Genomic DNA, 20,177 nt, shown 5'->3' with positions numbered 1-20,177 from the left:
ATATTTATTAAAAACATCATCTTGTTATAACACAAACTCTAATTTCCGCTATTAAGTTAAAAAAATCCTCAAAAAACAAAGCAGTTTATTGAGGATTTTTATTTATGTTAAATTTGATATTATCGGAATCAGAAAATATAATCAGTACTCAAAAAGTTGGAATCATGTTCTCTCACGATAGTGTTAAGTAATTCTTTGTTGGATTCCGTCAGTTTTGCAGCCACCAGAGACCGGATAGAGAATGAACGGAGCGCATCAAACACAGAAAGTGTTCCTTCTGCACTGTCTTTTCTTCCGGTAAACGGAAATACATCCGGACCACGCTGTGCCTGGCAGTTGATATTGACACGGCTTACAAGGTTTACAAACGGATCAATCAGTCTGGCTACTTCCTGTGGATCTTCACTGAAAATACTTACCTGCATCCCATGTGAAGCATTCACCTGATATTCTATTGGTTCCTCTATGTCTTCAAACGGAACTACAGGAATCACAGGGCCAAACTGTTCTTCATGATACAGCTTCATATCACTGTTTACGGGATACACTACCGCCGGGAAAACAAAAGATTCGTCCGTATACCCTCCGTCTTTATTCAAAACTGCAGCTCCTTTCTGTAGGGCATCATCAATGCATTCTTTCAGATAAGCTGGTTTGTTCACTTCCGGAAGTGGAGTTACTTTCACATCTTTTTCCCATGGCAGTCCAGCCTTCAAAGCAGAAACCGTTTCACTCAGTTTCTTTGTAAATTCTTCGGCTATTTCTTTCTGAACAAATATCAGTTTCAATGCTGTACATCGCTGTCCATTGAAAGAAAGTGCCCCTAAAATACATTCGCTCACCGCAACATCCAGATTAGCGTTTTTAGTAACAATGGCAGCATTTTTCGCATCAAGACTCAGAATAGCTCTTAGACGGTTTACTTTCGGATGAAGTTTTTTTAATCCATTCGCCACTTTGCTTGATCCGATGAAGGCCAGCACATTCACTTTTCCGCTTTCCATGATGGGAGTGATGATTTCAGATCCTTTTCCATATAATGTATTCACTGTTCCTTTCGGGAAGGCTTCTTTAAAGGCATTTAATAAAGGATAATGAGCCAGCACACCATGCTTTGGAAGTTTAAACAGAATAGTATTTCCCATAATCAAAGCTGGAATCAAGGTTGTAAAGATCTCATTCAGAGGATAATTGAACGGCCCCATACTTAATACTACCCCAAGCGGTGCTCTTCTGATCTGTGCAATGGTTCCTTCTGCCTGTTGAAAACGGGAAGATTCTCGATCCAGATCTTTTAATGCATCAATGGTCTGATTGATATAATCTACAGTACGGTCAAATTCCTTGGTAGAATCTGCCAGTGTTTTTCCAATTTCCCACATCAGCAGTTTGATGATCAGGTCTCTTTGCTGGATCATCAGGTATACAAATTTCTGCATGCATTTGATACGTCCTTCTACAGACATGGTAGGCCATTCCCCCAAACCATTATCATAGGCTTTTACGCAGGCTTCAAGAACTTCCAATGCCTCGTTCGGACCAATATTCGGGATGCTTCCCAAAAGCTTTCTTTCCAATCCGTTTTCTGTAGGAAGGCACACCGGGGAATAAATTTCCGTAACATCTCCCTTCCACTCTACCAGTTCGCCATTCAAAAGATAAGTTCTCTGATGAATGACCGGAACTTTATACTCTTCCGGAATTTCGTTTTCTCCTTTAAAAATGTGATGGAATGATGCTGTATTTTCTGAACTCATAAATCTTTCTATTTTTTTATGTGATAAGATCCTTCTTTGTAAGAAGGTTTGATAAGATAAAGGTAGAGGTAAAATATTTTGAAAGAAACAATCTGACAATAGATTTGATCTATTTGAATTAAAATTAATCTTAGCTCCTAAAAAAAGAATAATTTAGCTTAAAAATAAATTTCATGTTTTCAAAATTAGTTTGCGGCACACTGCTCTTCTTCTCTGCGGTGGGCTTTGCTCAAAAATCTAAAGCTACAAATACTGTTTTAATGGGTGGAAAGGAAGTTCATACTTATGCCAAATTACCGGCTCTGAATAAACCGGCTCCCAAATTCACCCTTACCGATGTGAATATGAATGATCAGTCATTAGACTCATATAAAGGAAGGTACGTCATCCTGAATATCTTCCCGAGTGTAGACACTGGTGTTTGCTCTGCATCTGTACATCATTTCAATGAGGAAGCAGGGAATCTTCCCAATACAGTAGTGCTTTGTATTTCTAAAGATTTACCGTTTGCACAGAAAAGGTTCTGTGGTGCAGAAGGAATTAAAAATGTAGTAATGCTTTCAGATTTCCGTTCAGATTTCGGATGGAATTATGGTGTGGAACTGGTAGATTCTGCCATGAAAGGTCTTCTGAGCAGAGCGGTTGTGGTGATAGATCCTTCGGGAAAGATCATCTATGAAGAGCAGGTACCGGATATTTCTCAAGAACCGAATTATGAAGCAGCAATAGCCGCTGTGAAATAGTGTCTCACTTTTACATTAAACCATTAAGAAAAATGAAATAGTTAAGAATATTAAGATGAAGTATAAAGCTTTTTAAAAACATCTTTGATGTTTCTCTTAATTTCTCTTCACAACTTCAATATTCTTAATGGTTCAAAATAATAAAACTCAGCAAGTAGCTGAGTTTTTTATTGGTGTTGGGAAACGCTAAGGCGCAAAATAATATTAAAAACTTTCTGTTTTAAGGCGCTAGGATTTTATCTCCGATAAAATTTCAACGCTACCTGTCATTGCGAACCGAAGGTGAAGCAATCTCAATGTTTTCTCACTGATGAAAATAAAGATCTGTGAGATCAGTGGAATCCGTGGGAGAATAATAACACAATACTCACCGAAAATCTCATATTTATGTGAAGCCAAAATGTTCTTGCATCTTAAAATAACATTTCAAGTATAAAAAAACTTTGTGCCCTCGCTATTCTCCAACAAAATTTTGCATATTTGTAGAAAATACGGGTCATGCAAAAAGAAAAACTACGTAACGTAAGAAAAAGAAAAGGCTTCACACAACAACAAGTGGCTGATTATATTGCTACAGATGTCTCCAACTACAGCAGAAAAGAAAGCGGAGATGTAGCCATAAGAAAAGATGAATGGGAAAAAATTGCCCGTTTTCTGGAAGTCCCTATGGAAGAGATCTATGAAGAAGAGGAAGCAAAGCAGATCAATAATTTTGATAATATTACTGGAAGTAGTGGTTTTGGAAATAATATAAATGGTAATCTTTATTGTAATGTTCCAGAGTTTCTTCTTGAAAGCCAAAGAGAGCTTATAGAAATGCTGAAAAAAGAAAACCAGAGATTACAAGAGGAAATAAAATCTCTTAAAAATCAATAATTTAGTTTTCTACAATTATATATAAACCAATAAGAGAATTTAAAAATTTAAGAATATTAAGATCAAGCGAAATACTTTTTCAAACATCTTTGATGCTTCCCTTCACTTACCTTCACAGCTTCAATATTCTTAATGGTTCAAAAAATAAAACTCAGCTACTTGCTGAGTTTTTTCTGTATTGTAGTAGTTGGATAAACGCTAAGGCGCAAAATGATAGTAAAAACCTTCTGTTTTAAGGCGCAAGGATTTTATCTCCGATAAAATTTCAATACTACCAATGTCATTGCGAACCGAAGGTGAAGCAATCTCAATGTACTCTCAATGACGAAGATAAAGATCTGTGAGATCAGTGAAATCCGTGGGAGAATAATTTAAGAGTAGTAAGATGAAGAAGCACAACGCTTAAAAACATCTTGATGTTTATCTTTACTTACCTTAACAACTTCAATACTCTTAATGGTTCAAAAAAATAAAACTCAGCGAATTGCTGAGTTTTTGTATTACGTTTATAAGTATAATAGAGACTCCTACGGAGTGACAAGCTTGTGGGTTACTCTATATAAAGGTTAGATTTCTTACCCTTTAGCTATATTATCCCCGCCTTCTCTTGTCAGCGAAGAGTTTTTTGCAGCCTTCACCAGCTCATTGGTATCATTATAGAGTAGTCCCCAGCCTGATACCTCATTCATCACCGTGAGCAGATTAAGATAAGATTTCACTGTTTTCTCCAGATCTTTACGGATGGCACTGGCGCTCGTCAGCTGACGAAGATCTGCATTGGCTCCTGCCTGCTCTGCAAACACCATCTCAAAAGCATCCTGCTTAGCTTTTATCTCTGCAAATGCAACATCCAGAGAAAGAACAGTTAACTTCTGTTTGTTTTCGGGAGTTTCCAGCACTTCAATCAGCTTTTTCATCTGAGCAGTTTGTGAAGAGTAGCTCAACCTGTCCAGATTCAGCCCAAAAGTTTTGAATATTCCGTAGAGATCCTCTGCCAGCTGATAGTTGGCTGCAGAAGGGAGTTTGCGATACCCGTTCAGGAAAGATTTCAGATTGGCATAGGCGGTATCTCTTTCGTGATCGGCAGCAGCCACATCTTTTCCTTTTCCACTGTAGATCTGCTTTGTATATACCTTATCATATTCTGTATAGGAAAACGCCAAAGCTCCTACAAGAGGATGATTGTTGATAACAGGGTATTTTCCGGATTGGGCATTAGAAAGAATTCTCTGAGCTAAAGTCGCAAGATCTTTAGTACTCAGCTGTGTAAGTGCAATTTTCATTTTTTGTGTCTTTTGTTTTTAATAAATTAACAATCAAATATAGAAAAAAGTTGTTTTGTTACAAACATACTTGCAACAAACCTCCAAAGATGTTGAGAGGTTTCCTTCAACTTGCAGGAGACTTTCTAGGAGCTTGGGAAGTTTCAAACATATTTGTTTCTAATAAATGGAGTGCTTGGGAAGGGTATTTTGCGGTTGTTTTAGAGTTCTGGAGGGATTGGGGAGGTTGTAAACAGGATGTTTTAGAGTTGTGTTTTTGGGTTATGGGAAACCGTAAGGTAAAACTAATATAGAAAACTAATTTTGAGAAAATTTATTAATAATCAAAAACATTCACAATAATTCAATTATAATGCTAGAAAAAGAAAAAATAAACAAACTGAACGAAATAACCAAAGAAACTGAAATTCACGACTTATTAAAAGACCTTTTAGTTGGAATGGGCTATTCTAATGTTCTAGTAACACATGAAAGAGGTAATGTTCCTGAATATGGCAAAGACGTTATTAGTTCACTACATGATACTATTGAAGATAAATTAGAATGGACTGCATTTGTAGTAAAAAAAGGAGATATTACAGGTACCTCAACTTCAAACATAGAAATACAATCTCAAGTTAAGGAATGTTTTGGATATCCATATGAAAGTCTAAAACATGGAAAAATTAATGTTTCAAAGGTTAAGATAGTTACAAATGGAAAGATAAATAGTGGTGCAAAAGATAAATTCTACAAAGATGAATTCTTCAATAAAAATGCAAATATCTCATTTTGGTCAAATTTAGATCTAATAAAATATATTGACAACTCATTTCCTAGATACTGGTTACGAGGTTCAAAAAAATATAAACACTATATTGAAATATTTCAGAATAAAAATAAACAGGATGATTTTACTAAAGCATTGGGAATTACAGATGCAAAAATTGAAAAATTATTGCAAAATACAATAAAATTAAAATTAATTGAAATTTATTATGATGATTCCACTGCACAATTTAAACGTAAATTATTTGGCATAGAAGACTTGAATAATTTATCTGAATGCGCCTTGATCGTTGGTGAATCTGGATCAGGAAAAACAACCTTATTTAAACAAATTGCGAATAACATTATATATCAAAACTCCATTCGAAATGAATGTGAATATTATCCGATACTTTTAAAGTTTACTGATATTCGAGATAATAATTTTGATATAATTCAAACAATTACTGAATATTTTGAAAAAGACGTTTACAAGCCATTAGAAATTGATTTCACTGAGCTATTGAAAGCAAAAAATTTTATAATTTTTGTTGATGCCTTAGACGAGATAGGTGAAAAAGAAAGTAAAAATAAAGCTTTAGAAGCAATAAAAAAATTTCAAAACGAAAATCCAGAGATACAATTTTTTTGTTCTTCTAGAAATTCAGATTCATTGTTAGGAACATGCAGAGAGCTTGATTTTAGATACTTCGAAATTAATAATATCTCTTTACAGCAAGCAGAATCATTTATTGGAAGATATTTTGATGATGAAAAAGTAAAAAGTGAGAGACTTTTAAAATCTTTAAAGGATTCTGGTATCTTAGATAAGTTACCCAAAACTCCTTTAACATTAACACTTTTAACATCATTATTTGACGAAAATGGATATGAAATACCTGCTACTATAGCTGATTTATATAGATATTTTGTAGATATTCTTTTAAGTAAAAGTATAAAGGAGAATCATTTAGATTTATTAAAAATTGGAGTACATAGAAGCGTATTATCATATTTAGCTGAACATCTACATACTTTAAAGAAAAAGAATATAAAAAAAGACGAACTTGAACAACTTGTTTCCGAGTTTGCAAATAAGAGAGGGCAAAATTATGATGTAAAAGAATTATTGGATGTCTTAGTTCAGGACATTAATCTTCTTGTTGAAAATGATAGAGGGGAAATTGAATTTAAGCATTTATCTTTTCAAGAATATTTTACTGCATATCAATTTTATAATCATAGTATTAACGGAAAGAATTATTTCATTGAAAATTTCAATGATGTTTGGTGGCAAAATGTAGCTATTTTTTATGCGGGAATGACAAAAGATTCACCGCAATTAATTGATGAAATTATTAAAAGAGCCAAACCAACAGATTTTCATGAATATTTAATAAATGTGGCAGGTTTAGGATACTTAATTCAAGCACTATACAATACACCTGTTGAAAATAGATTAAATGCTATAAGTACAAATATTGAAAATATTCATAATGCTTTAAAGTTTATATTAACAACTGAGGATGATAAATTTTTTGAAGTCAAATCTTTTCTTCACACAACATATGGGGCGCATAAAATATTAGCATATTGGTATGACTTTCATCATTCTTCAATAACTTTAAAAGAACCCTTAGAAAATCTTTTTAAGGAGATGAAAAGTAAATTAGAAAACCCTCTGGAATTTAAAACTAAAGAAGAAAAGAAAGAATATGAGTACTCTACCTACCTTATTGCCTCGTCACTGCTTAATATAGATTTTGATGATTTCGAAAAGTATAATCAGTTAATAAATTTGGTAGATAAGGACAACTATTATGTCCAAGGCTTAATAGATTCTGATTTTGCAGCAAAGTATAAACAATTATCTAAAGAGGATAAAAGTAGAAAACAAGTGAAAAAATTTATGCAAAGAATTTCATTTCTTGATGAAAACAAAATTATTAATAATGTAAATGTATCTATAAAAGATGGCAAAAAAATTAAAACATTACGTAAATTCAAAAAGTAAAGATCATAATTATACTTCCAATTTATTTGTAAATATCAATAGCATCGGGCTTTAGCCCGATATAAAAAGATAAATACCAAAGGCTTTAGCCGAAACTTAATTTTAAATTTCGGCTAAAGCCAATTACACTACGCACAAAAAAACGGGCTAAAGCCCGTTCCTATTGATGTATTATATTCTTATTGATGTACTGTTACGTATAAGAAACAGGATTCCTTCAACTAACTCAGGATTATAGCCCGTTTCTGTTAAATTATTGAATTTTATGTTACAGTAAATTTTCATCCACAAAATTCGGAAGTGTTACTTTCAGATTTGGTTCTGCTTCCATCGCTCTTTTAATAGCGAAAACGGCACCTTCATTTCTTGCCCAGCTTCTTCTTGAGATTCCGTTGTTGACATCCCAGAAAAGCATAGATTTTAGTCTTCTGTCGGCATCATCGCTACCATCCAGAAGCATTCCGAAACCTCCGTTGATTACTTCTCCCCAGCCTACTCCACCACCATTGTGAATGGAAACCCAGGTAGCTCCACGGAAACTGTCACCAATTACGTTGTGAATAGCCATATCTGCGGTAAATCTTGATCCGTCATAAATATTGGAAGTCTCTCTGTAAGGAGAATCTGTCCCTGAAACATCGTGGTGGTCTCTTCCTAGTACTACAGGTCCTATTTCACCATTTTTGATGGCTTTGTTGAAGGCTTCCGCAATTTTCATTCTTCCTTCTGCATCTGCATAAAGGATTCTTGCCTGTGAACCTACTACCAGTTTATTTTCCTGTGCTCCTTTGATCCACTGGATGTTGTCTTTCATCTGCTGTTGAATCTCTTCAGGAGAGTTTTTAACCATTTCTTCCAATACTGCGCATGCAATATCATCCGTTTTCTGAAGGTCTTCCGGATTACCACTGGAACATACCCAACGGAACGGCCCGAAACCATAATCGAAACACATAGGTCCCATAATATCCTGTACATAACTCGGATATTTGAACTCTCTTCCTAATGTTGGATTTTCTGCCATTACATCAGCTCCTGCTCTGGAAGCTTCCAATAAAAAGGCATTTCCGTAATCGAAGAAATAGGTTCCTTTTTCTGTATGCTTATTGATGGCTGCAGCGTGTCTTCTTAATGTTTCCTGAACTTTTTCTTTGAATAATTCAGGGTTTTCAGCCATCATAGTATTAGATTCTTCAAAACTTTGTCCGGCAGGATAATAACCACCCGCCCAAGGGTTGTGAAGCGAGGTCTGATCTGAACCGATATCGATTCTTAGATCTTCCTGAGCAAATTTCTCCCAAACTTCAACAATATTTCCAAGGTAAGCCAAAGAAACTGTTTCTTTGTTAGCCTGTGCTTCTCTTACTCTTTTTACCAGTTCATCAAGGTTTTCATGAATTTCATTTACCCATTTCTGATCATGACGGATTTTCGTGATCTTCGGATTCACTTCTGCACATACGGTAACACAGCCAGCAATATTCCCCGCTTTTGGCTGAGCTCCACTCATTCCACCTAATCCAGACGTTACAAAAAGTCCACCTTTTGGTTCTTTTTTGATCTTTCTGAAAGCATTTAACACCGTAATCGTTGTCCCGTGAACAATCCCCTGAGGACCGATATACATATAACTTCCCGCTGTCATCTGCCCATACTGAGTAACGCCCAACGCATTGAATTTCTCCCAATCATCCGGTTTTGAATAATTTGGAATCATCATACCATTCGTTACAACCACTCTTGGTGCGTCTTTATGGGAAGGGAACAATCCCATCGGATGTCCTGAATACATCACCAATGTCTGCTCATTATTCATTTCCGACAGATATTTCATCGTCAACAGATACTGTGCCCAGTTTGAGAATACAGCTCCGTTTCCACCATAAGTAATCAGTTCGTGAGGATGCTGTGCCACTGCATAATCCAGGTTATTCTGAATCATCAGCATAATGGCTTTCGCCTGCTCAGATTTTCCGGGATAGTCTGTAATAGGTCTCGCCTTCATTTCATAATCCGGACGGAAACGGTACATGTAAATTCTTCCGTAATCCTCCAGTTCCTGCTTAAATTCAGGAATCAGTTCTGCATGAAACTGAGGTTCAAAATAACGTAAAGCATTCTTCAATGCCAGTTTTTTCTCTTCTTCTCCTAAAATTTCTTTACGCTTCGGAGCATGGTTGATATTGGTTTCGTATGGTTTTGGTTGTGGCAGCTGACTAGGAATCCCCTGCTGTATCTGTTCTTGGAATGTCATATTACTATTTAAAGGTCTATGTTTTAAACAATGTTTGAAGTCTTAAAGATATTCAAAATAGGAAATATAGGCAAGTGGGGAAAGGAAAGAATGAGGGAAGGGTTAAGGGTTAAGGGTTAAGGGTTAAGGGTTAAGGGAAATTATTAAATCTGTAAATCAACCACTATTTGATATTAAATACTATATTTGAATAAATACACCTGAATTCCCCTCCCTTGGAGGGGTGGATTTCAAAGTTGATAACTTTGAAAGACGGGGTGGTTAAAAACACAGTCATGAAAGAAATCCTTACCCTCATCAACGGAATTCCGATCCGCAGGAATTTCGTTGAAAATCTACCCTACAATCCCTATTTAAAAGTATTATTAAAAGAAAAACGCAAAGCCCGGATCTTGGGTGAAGTGATCTTCTGGAAGAAAGTCCGTGCAAAAAAATTCCATACAATTGATTTTGACAGACAAAGGATTATCGGAAATTATATTGTTGATTTCTATGTGAAAACTCTTGGACTCATTATAGAAATAGATGGTTCTAGCCATGATGAAAAACAGATTTATGATGGAATAAGAGAGGAATATCTTGAATCTTTGGGGTTGTTGGTTTTTAGAATCAGTGATTTTGATGTGAGGAATAATTTGAGTTGGGTAATGAAGGAATTGGAGGATTTTATTGTGTTGCATTATGGAACCACCCCGTCTTCAAAAATTTTTTAATTTTTGAATCCACCCCTCCAAAAGAGGGGAATTGCCCTTACCAAAAGCAGTCATTATTCAACATAAAAAAAACCTTACTGAAATTCAATAAGGCTGTTTTTTGTATCGTTAAAACTTAGGTTAAAACATCATCATTTTCTTCTTCATGGTCATCTTCATTATCACTGAGACTCCAGTAATTGTTTTCTTCATCTTCTGCTCCTATTTCTTCCATTTCATCATCATCTTCTGCTCCGGGTATGTCTAAACCTTTATCAATTTTATCATCGTCCAGATCTTCATCCAGAATAGGATTTCCGTCTCCATCGAGCGAAATATGTTTTTCTCTCTTAAATATATCTTCATTTGGGTTATAATCCATCTGTTCTAACCTCTTGTTTTGCTCATTAATATTTTTCTCTGGTGCCATACTATTTAAGATTTTAGGTTTATATAATCAGAACAAAAATAATTCCAAGTTATGATGATTGATGAGAATAAACGTCAGGATTTGCACAATGTGGCATTTTTTCATTTTTTGAAAAAGCAATGATATTTCCTGCAGCCAGTCTTGCCATTCCGTTTCTGGCTTCAACCGTTGCAGAACCAATATGTGGAAGAATACAAACACTGGAAAGCCCAAGAATAGGATCATCTGCAGACATTGGTTCAGGATTGGTAACATCCAGACCGGCTCCCCAGATTTTTTTATCAACGAGTGCCTGATACAGATCTTTTGGGTTGTGAAAACCGCCTCTTGCTGTATTGATGAAAATTGAATCCGGCTTCATCTGTTCAAATATGGCATAATTGAATAATTCTTTCTGCTCAGGGGTAAAATTAGCATGTACACTCAATACATCTGAGTTTTTGATCAATTCATCAAAAGAAACATAGGTTGCCCCCAACTCTTTTTCTGCTTCTTCATTTTGGTGGCGGTTATGATAAATGATATTCATTCCAAAAGCCTTTTTTGATTTCTCAGCCATTTCATAGCCGATACGTCCTAATCCAAAAATCCCCAGCGTCTTTCCGTACAGTTCCTGTCCCATGGCATGTAAAGGATCAAATCCTCCCCAGTTATCATCTTTTACTTTCTGAAAATTATAACTAGCCCTTCTCGCAACAGACTGCATCAGTAAAAAAGCTACGTCTGAAGTTGCCCTGCTCAAAACATCCGGAGTATTTCCTATCGGAATATCCCTTTGCGTAGCTTCCTGAATATCCACATGATCAAATCCTACAGAATATAAAGCAATGGCTTTGATATTGGGACAGGCATCAAAAAAATTCTTATCATATTTGAAATCTCCACCTACATTTAGTATGGTGTCTGTGTTTTTGCAGTAGTTAATCCATTCTTCATAAGAAAGATTTTCTTTTTCCGGAAAAATAATTTCCAGACCTGCTTCTTTCAGCATTTCGATTCCCGGTTCAGGAATTCTTTTATTTATAAATACTCTCATTGTACTGATGTTTGATGATTTTTTAATAAAAAACCTCACTCGCAAAAAGTAAGGTTATTGAACTTTAATATTAAAAATTTATTTATTTTCATCTGAATGTTTTATTCAAGATCTATTTATTTTTTGTGATGGTGATTTTATACTGAGGGTTTTAATTCCATCAATTTTCATTCCGAAATGGAGTTAAAAGATTTTAAATTTTAATTAAATCAGATAAATTTTATTTATGAAAAAACGAAAAAAAGTCAGTTTCTATTGATAAAATTGGTTCTCATAAAGAACGGTGTTTGAGACCAGCTAATCTACCAATTCCGTTCTACTGATTGGTGTTTCCAAGCATCGGAACAAATTTATAGGCCCCGAATTCTTCTTTTTCAAATTCTGTAGGACCTACTTTTGTGAATCTGTATAAAACCTGTTCATCTGTTGGTCCCAATGGGATCACCATTATTCCTCCAACATTCAGTTGTTTCAAAAGTTCTTTCGGTAAAGTAGAGGCACCACACGTAACGATGATTTTATCAAAAGGAGCAAAAGTAGGAAGTCCGGCAAAACCATCCCCAAAGCTCTGAAATTTTGGAAAGAGATGAAGTTCTCTGAGTTTCTTTTTAGAAAAATCAAACAGATCTTTTTGCCTTTCTACCGTATATACATGGGCTTTCATCGCCATTAACACGGCAGTTTGATATCCACATCCTGTTCCGATCTCCAGTACTTTTTCACCGGGTTTTACCTTCAACAGTTCAGACTGTTCCGCTACTGTGGAAGGATGGGAAATAGTCTGGTGCGCCAGAATAGGAAATGCCCTGTCTTCATAGGCAAAGTCTTCAAAAATACTTTCGATAAAAAGATGTCTCGGAACTTCACTCATCGCCCGAAGTACATTTTCATCCGAAATTCCAATTCTGTGTTGAAGATATTCAACTAAAATCTTTCTTTTTCCTTTATGTACAAACGAATCCTGCATTTGACAAAAGTAAGAAATTAGAAATTAGATTTCATAAATTGGAGAAAAGAATTATCCACAAAAAAAAGCAATCAAAAAAATGACTGCTTTATTTTGTTTCTTAATTCCATTTTATAGGATAAGGTCCGTAAAACGCACTAAAGGTATTATCAGCACATCTTTTTCTGACAAAAAAGTTATAGTTCTGAGTTTTACTTAGTCCTGTGTAGATGGCTTTTTGACCTGCAATTGCTAACTGTCCACTCGCAGGAGGTGCAGAACTTATCGTTAAAACAGTTTCATATGCAGAAACACCATCATTTTCCCAGGATACGGTAGCATCAAAAGTAGAAGAAAGCGTGGAGGAAGTCGTTTTGGTATACGTTGCATACGATGGCTGTATACAAGTTGTCGTACTACTTGCCAAAACAGTAATAGGTCCCGCCCAGTTACTTCGCCCATTGTCTATTCCGCAATTTTTTCTTACGTAAAGATCATACTTATTATTCTGATAGAGCGGGAGGCTATAGGAATTTTTATAAGTAACCACTGTGGTTCCCTTTCCTAAAGAAAAGCCAGGTTCTCCATACTGCACTTCATAATACCCTTCGCCCATGGTGTTCATGTTCCAGGCAAGAGTGTTACTTCCTTTTTCAAATGTCAGATTTGTTGGAGTTCCACATTTAGCTTGTGGATCATACGGACTATCTCCTATACATCCTTCAGTACATAATGCAAAGAAGAGTAAAATCGAAATTATTCTTTTCATCGTTATTTTTCAGGCCGTGAATTTACTGTAATTTCTTTAATGAATAAACATATTCAATCTTGAATACCTCCAAGTGAAAAGTCATGTATTTTATAAATGTACATTCACTATATTTACAAAAATTTAATACAGCTATGTTAAAAGCAGGTTTGGTAGGTGCCGGACACTTGGGAAAAATACATTTAAAACTTCTTAATCAGTCTGATAGATATGAATTTGTAGGTTTCCATGATAAAGATGTTGAAAACGGAAAGAAATTAGAAGCCGAATTCGGGTATACATATTTTGAAAATTTTGATGAATTGCTTGAGCAGATTGACATGCTAGACATTGTCACTCCTACAGTTTATCATTATGATTATGCTTTAAAAGCCATTGAAAAAGGTCTTCATTTTTTTATTGAAAAACCAATAACCCAAACACTTGAACAGGCAGAAGGAATCCTTCGTTTGTGCCAAGAAAAAGGAATCAAAGCACAGGTAGGACACGTTGAGCGATACAATCCGGCTTTTATCGCCACTAAGGAATACATCAGTACGCCGATGTTTATTGAAATCCACAGACTGGCAGAGTTTAACCCACGTGGTACGGATGTTTCTGTAGTATTGGATCTTATGATTCACGATCTTGATATTCTTTTAAGTATTGCGAAATCTAAAGTAAAAAATATCCACGCAAGCGGTGTTTGTGTAGTAAGCAAAACTCCGGACATTGCCAACGCAAGAATAGAGTTTGAAAACGGATGTGTGGCCAATCTTACGACTTCCAGAATTTCTATGAAAGCGATGAGAAAAAGCAGATTCTTCCAGAAAGATGCTTATATTTCCGTTGATTTCCTTGAGAAAAAGGCTGAAGTGATCAGAATGAAGGATGCTCCTGAAAACCCTACTCCATTTGATATGATTATTGAAAATGCAGAAGGAGAAAAGAACCAGATTCTTTTTGAATATCCAAATATTCAGCCTAATAATGCTATTTTGGATGAATTAAATTCTTTCGCGGATGCGATTACGGGCGACAAAAATGTAGAAGTTTCTCTTGAAGACGGAACTGAAGCATTGAAGGTGGCTTTAGAGATTATGAAACTGATCAGTTAAGAATACGCCGTTTTCATGAACAGCAATAGATACAATGCTATCTTATAATCAGAATAATGGATTATGAGGTAGCATTTTTAGTTTCTGATGTATATAATTTTACCACGCAAAGGTTCAAATTTGGCTACATAATATTTTAAGGAAGCTAAGATAGAATCGATTTTCAATCGATTGGATGAAGCGGTGTTATCTATTCTGCTGATTTCTGCTTTGTATTCTTTAACCCTTGTAATGAAATAAAAACTTTTCATTAATAATTGCTTATTTATCAATAAAAAATTATTTTAAAACTAAAAAAATAATATATTTGAAAAACAATTCAATAAACAATTGAAAGATTTTGTTTTATACACGCAATGGATTTCTGGCAGAATAAATGGTCTGAATGTAGATTCTTACTATGATGCCACCATTCATTATTACTAATTTCTAAAAAATTCCTATTATTTAAATCATTAAAACTACTATGAAAAGAGCCATTCTATTATCCGCACTTTTATTGTCTCAATTTGGGACATCGCAATTACTGAAGACTTCAGGACAGAAAATCGTTAATGATAAAGGTGAAAATATTCAATTGAAAGGTCTTGGGCTTGGTGGTTGGATGTTACAGGAAGGATATATGCTGAAAACTGCAGATTTTGCAGGACCCCAGTATAAGATTAAAGAGAAAATTGCAGAATTGATTGGTGAAGACGGAATGAATGAGTTCTATAAAGCTTACCTGAAAAACGGAATCACTAAACAGGATATCGACTTTCTAGCCAAAGCAGGATTCAATTCTATAAGGCTTCCAATGCATTACAATCTTTATACACTGCCCATCGAAAAGGAGCCAGTAAAAGGAAAAGATACATGGCTGGAAGAAGGTTTTAAAATGACTGATGACCTGCTTCAATGGTGTACAGATAACAAAATATATTTGATTCTCTATCTTCACGCCGCTCCGGGTGGCCAGGGAAATGATGCTAATATCTCTGATAATGATAAATCTAAACCTTCGCTCTGGGCCAATGAGGAGAATCAGAGAAAAACGATTGCCCTATGGAAAAAACTGGCTGAACGATATAAAGATAATCCATGGATTGGAGGTTACGACCTTATTAACGAACCCAACATTAATTTCACTGGGAAAAATCCAAACGGTACTGATGAAATGTCTAATGCTCCGCTTTGGAAGCTTCAGAAGGATATCACAGCAGCCATCAGAGAGGTAGATAAAAAGCATATTATTTTCATTGAAGGAAACGGCTGGGGAAATAATTATAATGGACTTCCAGCAATCTGGGATAATAATATGGCTTTCAGCTTCCATAAATACTGGAATTACAATGATGATCAAACACTAAAATTCGCACTGGATCTCAGAGAGAAACACAATATGCCGATATGGCTTGGAGAAACGGGTGAGAATTCAAACGTTTGGTTTACAGAATTGATCCAGCTTTTGGATAAGCACAATATTGGATATGCATTCTGGCCAATGAAAAAAATTGATAATATCGCTGGAATTAATAATGTGAAAATTACTCCGGAGTATGAAAAACTGTTGGATTACTGGAAAAACGGAGGTGAAAAACCGTCTAAAGAGTATGCGAAAAAAGCTTTACTGCAGATTGCAGACAATTACAAATTGAACAATACAGAAATTAAAAGAGATGTGATAGATGCTATGTTCAGACAGATTACAGAGGCTTCTACAAAGCCATTCAAAAATCATCAGGCTCCCGGAAGAATATTCGCTTCAGAATATGATTTGGGAAGAATGGGTTCTGCCTATCTGGATAAGGATTTCATTAATCTTTGGGTGAGTGATCCTGCCAAAAGATCGGAATGGAACTCCGGACAGCAAATGAGAAATGATGGAGTGGATATTTATAAATGTAATGACAAGGTTACGAACCAATATTATGTAGGAAAAACGGAAACCGGAGAATGGCTTCAGTACACCGTTCAGTCTAAAGGAGACAGAAGTTATACAGCTGATATCAGATACGCTGCGGCCAATGCTTCCAAAATAAGAATTGAAACAGCTTCCGGAAAAGTTTTAGCATCAGTATCACTGGCACCTACTGGCGGAAATGAGAACTGGAAGACCGTTTCAGCAAAAAACATCAGCCTTCAGAAAGGAGAAAATAAAATCAGAATCGTCTTTGAAAATGATGATACCAATCTGAGTTATTTTGAATTAAAATAGTAATAATTGTCTTAAATTGCAGCTCTCTTTTGGTCTTCAGAAGAGAGCTTTTTTAATGATACTATTATGAAAAAAACAGCCCTTCTTTTTATTCTGATTTCAGCATTCACCTTTGCTCAGACTTCCCTATTAGAACAAAAAATAAGTACAATTCTTAAGAACAAAAAAGCAACGGTAGGCGTTTCTGTCTTAGGATTTGAAAATGGTTTTAAATATGATAAAAATGCAGACAAAAAACTTCCGATGCAAAGTGTATTTAAATTTCACATTGCCGCTGCAGTTTTGAATGTGATAGATCAGGGAAAACTTTCTTTGGATCAGAAAATCAAATTAGATCAGTCAAACTTGCTCGAAAACACGTGGTCGCCGCTTCGTGATAAGTATCCCGGAGGAAATGTTGAAGTTCCGCTAAGTGAAGTGATTGAATATACAGTTGCCAAGAGCGATAATAACGGTTGTGATATTCTTTTGAAGCTATTGGGAGGGACTCAGACCGTGCAAAAGTTTATGGATTCCAAAGGCGTAAAAGGTTTTCAGATCAAATATAATGAAGAAGCCATGCATAAAGACTGGAATGTTCAGTATGAAAATTACAGCACAACAAAATCAGCAGTTGATGCTCTAAAAAAATTCTATGACGGAAAATTATTATCCAAAAAATCTACAGATTATCTGATGAAAGTAATGTGGTCTACCTCCACAGGATTGAATAAAATGGTAGAGCAGCTTCCCAAAAACACTCCTGTGGCTAAAAAAACGGGAGCTTCCGGGAAGAATGATGCAGGCTTAACGGGTGCAGAAAATGAAATTGGGATCGTTACTTTACCGAATGGCAAACATTATGCATTAGCTGTATTTGTCAGTAACTCAACGGAAACGGATGCTATCAACTGCAGGATGATTTCAGATATTTCCAGAGAGGTTTGGGAATATTTTAATAAGTAAAATTTTAAGCTTATTTTTAAAGCGATTTAACATGAAAAAAATAATAATAACAACGGCTCTATTTGCATTTACATTCTTTTATTCTCAGAAGAATCAGAATTATTTACAAATCAGCTATGGAAGTGTATGCTGTGGTCCGCCATCTGACAAACCTGTGATAAGCTTTCTGAAAGAGTTTAAAAATAAAAGCCAGATCAAAAGCATGGAAATCCTGATAGAAAAAGGAAGAGGAAGGGAAGGCGAATATACCTTATATGTTGGTACTGATTTTCTTACAAAGAATCAAAAAAAACGACTTGTGAGAGGATTGACAGCGGCTATTTCTAATCAGAATAACAGTAAGAAAAATCAAAATGTAGGAAACGTTTTCTTTGATTCTACAGCTGTTGTTACACAATCAGAACTTACAGACGTAAAAAATTTAACTATCTATAAAAAATAAAGGAAAAATGATCAAAAACATTGTAGTTATCGGAGCGGGAACCATGGGGAATGGTATTGCACATACTTTCGCACAAAGCGGTTTTAAAGTAAATCTTGTAGACGTATCCCAGGAAGCTTTGGACAGAGGTTTAAAAACCATTACTACCAATCTTGACAGAATCATTGCAAAAGGAAACCTTACAGAGGAGCAAAAAGCAGAAACTTTAGGCAACATCACCACTTTTACCGCATTGAATGATGCAGTAGGAGCTGCTGATCTTATTGTAGAGGCTGCTACAGAAAACATGGATCTTAAATTGAAGATTTTCGGTCAGATGGATGAACTGGCTCCTGCCAACTGTATTCTTGCAACCAATACTTCATCGATATCTATCACTAAAATTGCAGCATCTACTAAAAGAGCCGATAAAGTAATCGGGATGCACTTCATGAACCCAGTTCCGATCATGAAACTGGTTGAAATCATTAAGGGGTATTCTACATCTAAAGAGACTTTCGATGCTATTTATGACATGAGTAAAACGCTTGGGAAAGTTCCTGTAGAAGTAAATGACTACCCAGGTTTTGTGGCGAACAGAATTTTGATGCCAATGATCAATGAGTCTATTGAAACGCTTTACAACGGAGTGGCAGGTGTAGAAGAAATTGATACGGTAATGAAATTGGGGATGGCTCATCCGATGGGTCCGCTTCAGCTGGCTGACTTTATTGGTCTTGATGTATGCCTTGCCATCCTGAACGTAATGTATGACGGTTTCAAAAATCCTAAGTACGCTCCAAACCCATTGCTTGTAAATATGGTGACAGCCGGGAAACTTGGGGTAAAATCAGGAGAAGGATTCTACGATTATTCAGAAAGCAAAAAAGCTGAAAAAGTTTCAAAAATGTTTTTGAAGTAATTTTAAGTCAATAATTTTATTTATCTTTGAGAAAGTTAAAACATTAAAAAAATGAAATTACCAAAGTTTTTATTAGCAGATAATTCGGAATTTCCAGAGGATCTATTCGTAGTTCATACAGAATATCCAAGATTTATCTTAAACGTTGAGGAAGAAGAAGTTGAGTGGTTAGATGATCTTGAAGGTGATGATGAAGAAACGATGGCAGACGAGGCTACTAAAGTAGTAGAAGCAGCGTTCAAATGGTGCGACGAAGAGTTGGCTAAGTACGACGAAGAAGAGGAAGATTAATAACACTCTAAACATAAAAAAGGAACTCCATTGAGTTCCTTTTGTTTTTTTATTCTGATTTAGAGAATTTCAATAGTAAAAGATTGTCTTTATACAATTCTAAAGTATTTCCGGAAATGACATATTTGTTTGCTTTTCCCATCATATCCATAAAGTTCTGCTCTACTCCGATGTTGTTGCACATCATTTTTGTAGATCCCATGTGTCCCGCTGCAAAACCACCTGTAGAAGGATCTATGGTAGCCGTTCCGAAATAGTTGTTGCATCCTGCATTTCCAGTGATCTTTTCTCCTTCAATATTCAATGTTGGAACTTTACCTTTTACCGTTTCAGCCAACGTCCATTTTGTATTGGTAAGAGCAGGCTGAGCTTTTCCTACTTTAGACGCAGACGGGCTCGTCATTGATCCACATGAAGCCAATACAGCTGCTGTACATATACTTAAAAAAAGATTTTTCATTTTTTACTTTTTGAATTAACCCAAATTTACGGAATTTATATTATCTAAACGGGTTGCCATGAATTTTATTATTCTTTAACATTTGATATTTTGAATATTTTTCCGAGCAAAAGATCTTATTATATGGTCATAAGTTAGAAAACGCAAAGATTTCTATGTTAATACACAAGAGAAATTTGAATTTTTTATTGACACAAATTCTTCTTTTTGTAAAAATGGCTGTTTTCTATTGATGACAGCCATTATTCTGTGTACTAATTTATTTCTTACCGCATTCAGGACACTCATTTTATTTTT

General features: G+C 35.3%; 19 protein-coding genes. 10 read left to right on the top strand and 9 right to left on the bottom strand.

Features of this window, described 5'->3' with window-relative positions:
- Nucleotides 1-128 precede the first annotated feature (128 nt).
- Nucleotides 129-1,757: an NADP-dependent glyceraldehyde-3-phosphate dehydrogenase gene (locus BOQ62_RS16955; protein ID WP_129041338.1), complete on the bottom strand. Its 1,629-nt coding sequence runs from the start codon at nucleotides 1,755-1,757 to the stop codon at nucleotides 129-131.
- A 173-nt stretch (nucleotides 1,758-1,930) separates the two neighbouring features.
- Here BOQ62_RS16955 and tpx point away from each other — a divergent pair, with 173 nt between their 5' ends.
- Together tpx and BOQ62_RS16945 are read left to right on the top strand one after the other, a co-directional pair.
- On the top strand, nucleotides 1,931-2,500 hold the full coding sequence (gene tpx / locus BOQ62_RS16950; RefSeq protein ID WP_129041337.1) for a thiol peroxidase: 570 nt from the start codon (nucleotides 1,931-1,933) through the stop codon (nucleotides 2,498-2,500).
- A gap of 498 nt (nucleotides 2,501-2,998) precedes the next feature.
- Nucleotides 2,999-3,376, top strand: coding sequence for a helix-turn-helix domain-containing protein (locus BOQ62_RS16945; RefSeq protein ID WP_129041335.1), 378 nt, complete (start codon nucleotides 2,999-3,001; stop codon nucleotides 3,374-3,376).
- A gap of 575 nt (nucleotides 3,377-3,951) precedes the next feature.
- On the opposite strand, the gene BOQ62_RS16940 is transcribed toward BOQ62_RS16945, so the two are convergent.
- A complete protein-coding gene (locus BOQ62_RS16940) occupies nucleotides 3,952-4,659 on the bottom strand; it encodes a DUF6261 family protein (RefSeq protein ID WP_129041334.1) in 708 nt (235 codons plus the stop codon).
- Nucleotides 4,660-5,011: 352 nt separating this feature from the next.
- On the opposite strand from BOQ62_RS16940, the gene BOQ62_RS16935 reads away from it, so the two are divergent.
- Nucleotides 5,012-7,420: an NACHT domain-containing protein gene (locus BOQ62_RS16935; protein WP_129041333.1), complete on the top strand. Its 2,409-nt coding sequence runs from the start codon at nucleotides 5,012-5,014 to the stop codon at nucleotides 7,418-7,420.
- A 268-nt stretch (nucleotides 7,421-7,688) separates the two neighbouring features.
- On the opposite strand, the gene BOQ62_RS16930 is transcribed toward BOQ62_RS16935, so the two are convergent.
- On the bottom strand, nucleotides 7,689-9,674 hold the full coding sequence (locus tag BOQ62_RS16930; protein ID WP_129041332.1) for a urocanate hydratase: 1,986 nt from the start codon (nucleotides 9,672-9,674) through the stop codon (nucleotides 7,689-7,691).
- A gap of 275 nt (nucleotides 9,675-9,949) precedes the next feature.
- Here BOQ62_RS16930 and BOQ62_RS16925 point away from each other — a divergent pair, with 275 nt between their 5' ends.
- Complete coding sequence (locus tag BOQ62_RS16925; RefSeq protein ID WP_129041330.1) at nucleotides 9,950-10,387, top strand: endonuclease domain-containing protein; 438 nt, start codon at nucleotides 9,950-9,952, stop codon at nucleotides 10,385-10,387.
- 115 nt (nucleotides 10,388-10,502) lie between these two features.
- Here BOQ62_RS16925 and BOQ62_RS16920 read toward each other — a convergent pair whose 3' ends face one another.
- The 4 genes from BOQ62_RS16920 to BOQ62_RS16905 form a co-directional block, all read right to left on the bottom strand.
- Entirely contained in the window at nucleotides 10,503-10,796 is a 294-nt protein-coding gene (locus tag BOQ62_RS16920) for a hypothetical protein (protein WP_129041328.1), read from the bottom strand.
- 49 nt (nucleotides 10,797-10,845) lie between these two features.
- Nucleotides 10,846-11,832 carry a 2-hydroxyacid dehydrogenase gene (locus BOQ62_RS16915; protein ID WP_129041326.1) on the bottom strand — a complete coding sequence of 329 codons (987 nt, stop codon included), beginning with the start codon at nucleotides 11,830-11,832 and terminating at the stop codon, nucleotides 10,846-10,848.
- A gap of 316 nt (nucleotides 11,833-12,148) precedes the next feature.
- Nucleotides 12,149-12,799 (bottom strand): protein-L-isoaspartate(D-aspartate) O-methyltransferase, encoded by a 651-nt coding sequence (locus BOQ62_RS16910; RefSeq protein WP_129041324.1) that lies wholly within the window; start codon nucleotides 12,797-12,799, stop codon nucleotides 12,149-12,151.
- Nucleotides 12,800-12,899: 100 nt separating this feature from the next.
- Nucleotides 12,900-13,547, bottom strand: a complete 648-nt coding sequence (locus BOQ62_RS16905) for a hypothetical protein (RefSeq protein WP_129041322.1) — start codon at nucleotides 13,545-13,547, stop codon at nucleotides 12,900-12,902.
- 134 nt (nucleotides 13,548-13,681) lie between these two features.
- On the opposite strand from BOQ62_RS16905, the gene BOQ62_RS16900 reads away from it, so the two are divergent.
- Nucleotides 13,682-14,644 carry a Gfo/Idh/MocA family protein gene (locus BOQ62_RS16900; protein ID WP_129041320.1) on the top strand — a complete coding sequence of 321 codons (963 nt, stop codon included), beginning with the start codon at nucleotides 13,682-13,684 and terminating at the stop codon, nucleotides 14,642-14,644.
- Between the two features lie 77 nt (nucleotides 14,645-14,721).
- Here the strand turns inward: BOQ62_RS16900 and BOQ62_RS22585 are convergent, their stop codons facing one another.
- Nucleotides 14,722-14,895: a hypothetical protein gene (locus tag BOQ62_RS22585; RefSeq protein ID WP_164976776.1), complete on the bottom strand. Its 174-nt coding sequence runs from the start codon at nucleotides 14,893-14,895 to the stop codon at nucleotides 14,722-14,724.
- Nucleotides 14,896-15,110: 215 nt separating this feature from the next.
- On the opposite strand from BOQ62_RS22585, the gene BOQ62_RS16895 reads away from it, so the two are divergent.
- The 5 genes from BOQ62_RS16895 (at nucleotide 15,111) to BOQ62_RS16875 (ending at nucleotide 19,420) form a co-directional block, all read left to right on the top strand.
- Nucleotides 15,111-16,841, top strand: a complete 1,731-nt coding sequence (locus BOQ62_RS16895) for a cellulase family glycosylhydrolase (protein ID WP_129041318.1) — start codon at nucleotides 15,111-15,113, stop codon at nucleotides 16,839-16,841.
- Between the two features lie 66 nt (nucleotides 16,842-16,907).
- Nucleotides 16,908-17,786 (top strand): CGA/CIA family class A beta-lactamase, encoded by an 879-nt coding sequence (gene bla-A, locus BOQ62_RS16890; protein WP_129041316.1) that lies wholly within the window; start codon nucleotides 16,908-16,910, stop codon nucleotides 17,784-17,786.
- 31 nt (nucleotides 17,787-17,817) lie between these two features.
- Entirely contained in the window at nucleotides 17,818-18,228 is a 411-nt protein-coding gene (locus tag BOQ62_RS16885; RefSeq protein WP_129041314.1) for a hypothetical protein, read from the top strand.
- A 10-nt stretch (nucleotides 18,229-18,238) separates the two neighbouring features.
- Nucleotides 18,239-19,129: a 3-hydroxybutyryl-CoA dehydrogenase gene (locus tag BOQ62_RS16880; protein WP_185146806.1), complete on the top strand. Its 891-nt coding sequence runs from the start codon at nucleotides 18,239-18,241 to the stop codon at nucleotides 19,127-19,129.
- A 51-nt stretch (nucleotides 19,130-19,180) separates the two neighbouring features.
- Entirely contained in the window at nucleotides 19,181-19,420 is a 240-nt protein-coding gene (locus BOQ62_RS16875) for a hypothetical protein (RefSeq protein WP_002977986.1), read from the top strand.
- 49 nt (nucleotides 19,421-19,469) lie between these two features.
- Here the strand turns inward: BOQ62_RS16875 and BOQ62_RS16870 are convergent, their stop codons facing one another.
- Nucleotides 19,470-19,880, bottom strand: coding sequence for an META domain-containing protein (locus BOQ62_RS16870; protein WP_129041310.1), 411 nt, complete (start codon nucleotides 19,878-19,880; stop codon nucleotides 19,470-19,472).
- Between the last annotated feature and the right edge of the window lie 297 nt (nucleotides 19,881-20,177).

The organism is Chryseobacterium sp. CH21 (assembly GCF_004119445.1).
Lineage (GTDB): Bacteria > Bacteroidota > Bacteroidia > Flavobacteriales > Weeksellaceae > Chryseobacterium.
The sequence above is the reverse complement of the archived record's forward strand: the minus strand, read 5'-3'. Positions and strand labels throughout refer to the sequence as shown.

What these genes read in the sequence shown, in the direction of transcription:
- BOQ62_RS16955 (WP_129041338.1), bottom strand. Translation starts at nt 1,757, where the DNA reads ATGAGTTCAGAAAATACAGCATCATTCCATCACATTTTTAAAGGAGAA.
- tpx (WP_129041337.1), top strand. Translation starts at nt 1,931, where the DNA reads ATGTTTTCAAAATTAGTTTGCGGCACACTGCTCTTCTTCTCTGCGGTG.
- BOQ62_RS16945 (WP_129041335.1), top strand. Translation starts at nt 2,999, where the DNA reads ATGCAAAAAGAAAAACTACGTAACGTAAGAAAAAGAAAAGGCTTCACA.
- BOQ62_RS16940 (WP_129041334.1), bottom strand. Translation starts at nt 4,659, where the DNA reads ATGAAAATTGCACTTACACAGCTGAGTACTAAAGATCTTGCGACTTTA.
- BOQ62_RS16935 (WP_129041333.1), top strand. Translation starts at nt 5,012, where the DNA reads ATGCTAGAAAAAGAAAAAATAAACAAACTGAACGAAATAACCAAAGAA.
- BOQ62_RS16930 (WP_129041332.1), bottom strand. Translation starts at nt 9,674, where the DNA reads ATGACATTCCAAGAACAGATACAGCAGGGGATTCCTAGTCAGCTGCCA.
- BOQ62_RS16925 (WP_129041330.1), top strand. Translation starts at nt 9,950, where the DNA reads ATGAAAGAAATCCTTACCCTCATCAACGGAATTCCGATCCGCAGGAAT.
- BOQ62_RS16920 (WP_129041328.1), bottom strand. Translation starts at nt 10,796, where the DNA reads ATGGCACCAGAGAAAAATATTAATGAGCAAAACAAGAGGTTAGAACAG.
- BOQ62_RS16915 (WP_129041326.1), bottom strand. Translation starts at nt 11,832, where the DNA reads ATGAGAGTATTTATAAATAAAAGAATTCCTGAACCGGGAATCGAAATG.
- BOQ62_RS16910 (WP_129041324.1), bottom strand. Translation starts at nt 12,799, where the DNA reads ATGCAGGATTCGTTTGTACATAAAGGAAAAAGAAAGATTTTAGTTGAA.
- BOQ62_RS16905 (WP_129041322.1), bottom strand. Translation starts at nt 13,547, where the DNA reads ATGAAAAGAATAATTTCGATTTTACTCTTCTTTGCATTATGTACTGAA.
- BOQ62_RS16900 (WP_129041320.1), top strand. Translation starts at nt 13,682, where the DNA reads ATGTTAAAAGCAGGTTTGGTAGGTGCCGGACACTTGGGAAAAATACAT.
- BOQ62_RS22585 (WP_164976776.1), bottom strand. Translation starts at nt 14,895, where the DNA reads ATGAAAAGTTTTTATTTCATTACAAGGGTTAAAGAATACAAAGCAGAA.
- BOQ62_RS16895 (WP_129041318.1), top strand. Translation starts at nt 15,111, where the DNA reads ATGAAAAGAGCCATTCTATTATCCGCACTTTTATTGTCTCAATTTGGG.
- bla-A (WP_129041316.1), top strand. Translation starts at nt 16,908, where the DNA reads ATGAAAAAAACAGCCCTTCTTTTTATTCTGATTTCAGCATTCACCTTT.
- BOQ62_RS16885 (WP_129041314.1), top strand. Translation starts at nt 17,818, where the DNA reads ATGAAAAAAATAATAATAACAACGGCTCTATTTGCATTTACATTCTTT.
- BOQ62_RS16875 (WP_002977986.1), top strand. Translation starts at nt 19,181, where the DNA reads ATGAAATTACCAAAGTTTTTATTAGCAGATAATTCGGAATTTCCAGAG.
- BOQ62_RS16870 (WP_129041310.1), bottom strand. Translation starts at nt 19,880, where the DNA reads ATGAAAAATCTTTTTTTAAGTATATGTACAGCAGCTGTATTGGCTTCA.